The following is a 2,939-nucleotide window of genomic DNA, read 5'->3' as shown; positions in this document are numbered from 1 at the left end:
TAATGGATTTCATTGAAGCCATTGAAAAAGAGCTTGGAGTCGTAGCAAAGAAAAATATGCTTCCACTCCAGCCCGGTGATGTGCCGGCAACTTACGCAAATGTAGAGGATTTAGTAAAGGATTTAGATTATAAACCCAACACAAGCATACAAGAGGGAATCAAGAATTTTATCCAATGGTATAAAGAATTTTTTAAAGTATGCGTTTGAAAGCAGAATCCTAAAGGTAAGATTCTATTTGCATTGTTGGATATAAAATCAAGTCTTAAGTTGAATTTTGGCAAAAACCTAATATAATCCCATTCGCCTTTCTTGAGACTTGTGCGATAAGTGCTTGGAATAATGCTTCAGGGTGGGAACACAGCAGAGCCTTTTAAGCATTTAAGTGCCGCAAGTATCTTAAGGAAGGTTTTATCTACCAAATCTTTTTATTCTTTTATAATTCCTACTATTTTATACAAGATTATGGATTGCCACGACTTGATAAATCAAGTTTTGCAATGACGGAATGGCAAACTGAAAATAATGCAAAGTTATGTTGCTTCGTCGTCTAATGAGGCTTTGCAAGGACAAAAATCACGATTCCTTAAGATTTTTCAAAGGATAAAAACGACTCCAAAGAATGTAGTAGCGGAATCTTGCTATAAAAGTTAATGTTCTTGCGGTTTTTCAATGGATTCTAAGTATTTGTAGATTGCTTCAATTTCGTTGGAGGTTAAATAATATTTGGGCATTACCTTTTTAGTTTTTTGCAGTGCGTTTTCAAATTCTCTGAAGCTTAGATTGTTGATACGCGGACCTTGCAGGGTTTTGCCTTTGCGTTTATGGATATAGTTTGCGATTTGTTGCCCCTCGCCAAAGCGTCCATGACATTCTACGCAACCGATTCCGCGTGGGTTGGTATAAAGCATTTTGCCATATTCCAAAGTCGTAATAAAACTTTCTTCCGCATTTGCAAGGAATCCAAAGCTGCTAAGGATAATCAAAAAAGTTTTAAATACTTTTTGCACGAATGTTGCCTTAAACTTTTAGAAATTTTTTTTGATTATAATAACAAAATTATTTTTTAAAGGCGATTATGAATGCAAATTTTAGATGGAAAAGCTCTTGCGCAACAAATTGAAACAGAAATTAAATCCGAAGTGGGTGTTTTAAGCCAAAAGGGAATTACTCCCGGTTTAGCTGTTATTTTGGTGGGGAATGACCCTGCTTCACAAAGCTATGTGAATATGAAAGCTAAAGCGTGTAAGCGCACAGGAATCTATTCTATTACACACGAAATGCCCGAAAACATTGCACAAGATTCTTTATTGCAAACCATTACAATGCTAAACGCTAACCCTAATATTGACGGAATCTTAGTGCAGCTGCCTTTGCCTAAGCATATTGATACAACCGCGGTGCTAGAAGCAATTGCCCCACACAAAGATGTAGATGGATTCCACCCTTTTAATATGGGGCGCATTTTTGCGAATCTTGCGGGCTTTGTTCCTGCCACACCTATGGGTGTTTTGAGCCTTTTGAAGCATTATAAGATAGAAATTCAAGGCAAAAATGTCGTGATTGTTGGCGCAAGTAATATCGTCGGCAAGCCACTAGGAGCGTTATTTTTAAACGAAAATGCGACGATAACTCTTTGCCATATTTACACGCAAGATTTGATTGCACACACAAAGAATGCAGATATTTTGTGTGTTGCAGTGGGCAAGCCAAATTTGATTACCAAAGAAATGGTAAAACAAGGTGCAATCGTCGTAGATATTGGAATCTCAAAGCTACCGAGCGGGCAAATTGTGGGTGATGTGGATTTTGAAAATGTCGCACCTTTGTGTGAATTCATCACGCCTGTGCCCGGCGGAGTGGGACCAATGACGATTGCTTCTTTGCTTCAAAACACTTTAAAATCAGCAAAACTTCGCGCAAACCATTAGAGGAAAAAGGAAATGAAAAAAATCTTTATCAAACTTTATGCGTTTGTCAATAGCTGGGTGGGGACGATTATTATTGTGCTAGGCATTATCTTTTTTGTTGCGCAAGCCTTTGTGATTCCAAGCGGAAGTATGCTAAATACGATGTTGATTGGTGATAATTTGTTTGTCAAAAAGTTTGCGTATGGAATCCCAACACCCACGATTCCGTGGATTGAATTAAAAGTTTTGCCCGATTTCAGGGGTAATGGACACTTGTTTGAGGGAGAGCGTCCCAAACGTGGAGATATTGTCATCTTTCGTTACCCCCATTCTCCCAAAATCCATTATGTCAAGCGCAATGTTGCTGTAGGTGGCGATGAGGTGCTTTATACACAAAAAGGGCTTTGGGTGCATTTCGGTAGCGATTCTATTTATCAAGACGAGGCGGCACAAACTTTGCAGTTTAGAGGCAAAACCTTTTACTATGACCCTTATTTAGCTACACATTCTGGCGTGCAATACTTAGATGTGTTTCCTGATGCCTTTACTCAATTAGAGATTCTATCCCAACAAGGCGAGTCGCTTGGTATGGAAAGAGTGCAGTTGTCCAATGGCGAGCTTGCGTTTTTTGCACGAGTGCAAGAAGAGGAATTCTTTATGATGGGAGATAATCGCAACAATTCTAATGATTCGCGTTTTTGGGGCGCGGTGAGCTATAAATATGTGATTGGCAAGCCTTGGTTTGTTTATTTTAGCTGGGACGATAACTTTAAGATTCGTTGGGAACGCATTGGCAGAAGCATAGAATCCCTAGAAAAACAAATACAAAATTCCAAAACCATAGAATCGCAAAATGCTGAAATGTAAGATACAAAGGAAAGTCTATAATGTTTGATTTACCGCTTAGCTTTAAGATTCCTATAATGATTATAGCCCTGCTTGTCGCAATTATCGGACACGAGATTATGCACGGCTTTGTTGCGCTCAAATTTGGCGATACAACCGCACAAGACGCGGGAAGGTTGAAAAT

The 2,939-nt window shown here is 38.9% G+C and carries 4 protein-coding genes, 1 other RNA gene and 2 pseudogenes; 6 read left to right on the top strand and 1 reads right to left on the bottom strand.

Translation table 11 applies throughout. From position 1 onward, the window contains the following. The 3 genes and pseudogenes from Q1553_RS04555 to Q1553_RS04545 all read left to right on the top strand — a co-directional run. Positions 1-209 (top strand): annotated as a pseudogene (locus Q1553_RS04555) (NAD-dependent epimerase); the annotation flags it as partial. Between the two features lie 100 nt (positions 210-309). Further along, an RNA gene (ffs, locus tag Q1553_RS04550) (signal recognition particle sRNA small type) lies at positions 310-407 on the top strand. A 117-nt stretch (positions 408-524) separates the two neighbouring features. Then, positions 525-653: a hypothetical protein gene (locus tag Q1553_RS04545; protein ID WP_281270119.1), complete on the top strand. Its 129-nt coding sequence runs from the start codon at positions 525-527 to the stop codon at positions 651-653. On the opposite strand, the gene Q1553_RS04540 is transcribed toward Q1553_RS04545, so the two are convergent. Next, positions 650-1,009, bottom strand: a complete 360-nt coding sequence (locus Q1553_RS04540; RefSeq protein ID WP_297571874.1) for a c-type cytochrome — start codon at positions 1,007-1,009, stop codon at positions 650-652. The genes Q1553_RS04545 and Q1553_RS04540 overlap by 4 nt on opposite strands. Positions 1,010-1,081: 72 nt before the next feature. Here Q1553_RS04540 and folD point away from each other — a divergent pair, with 72 nt between their 5' ends. From folD to Q1553_RS04525, 3 genes and pseudogenes are all read left to right on the top strand, one after another. Continuing rightward, on the top strand, positions 1,082-1,930 hold the full coding sequence (gene folD / locus Q1553_RS04535) for a bifunctional methylenetetrahydrofolate dehydrogenase/methenyltetrahydrofolate cyclohydrolase FolD (protein WP_115552038.1): 849 nt from the start codon (positions 1,082-1,084) through the stop codon (positions 1,928-1,930). Between the two features lie 12 nt (positions 1,931-1,942). Continuing rightward, entirely contained in the window at positions 1,943-2,776 is an 834-nt protein-coding gene (gene lepB, locus Q1553_RS04530) for a signal peptidase I (protein ID WP_115552037.1), read from the top strand. Positions 2,777-2,796: 20 nt separating this feature from the next. Continuing rightward, positions 2,797-2,939, top strand: a pseudogene (locus tag Q1553_RS04525) (site-2 protease family protein); the annotation flags it as partial.

The organism is Helicobacter sp. UBA3407, assembly GCF_949747025.1.
In the GTDB taxonomy this organism is placed as follows: Bacteria; Campylobacterota; Campylobacteria; order Campylobacterales; family Helicobacteraceae; genus Helicobacter_D; species Helicobacter_D ganmani.
Note: the sequence above shows the minus strand (reverse complement) of the source record. Positions and strands in the feature narration are given on the sequence as shown.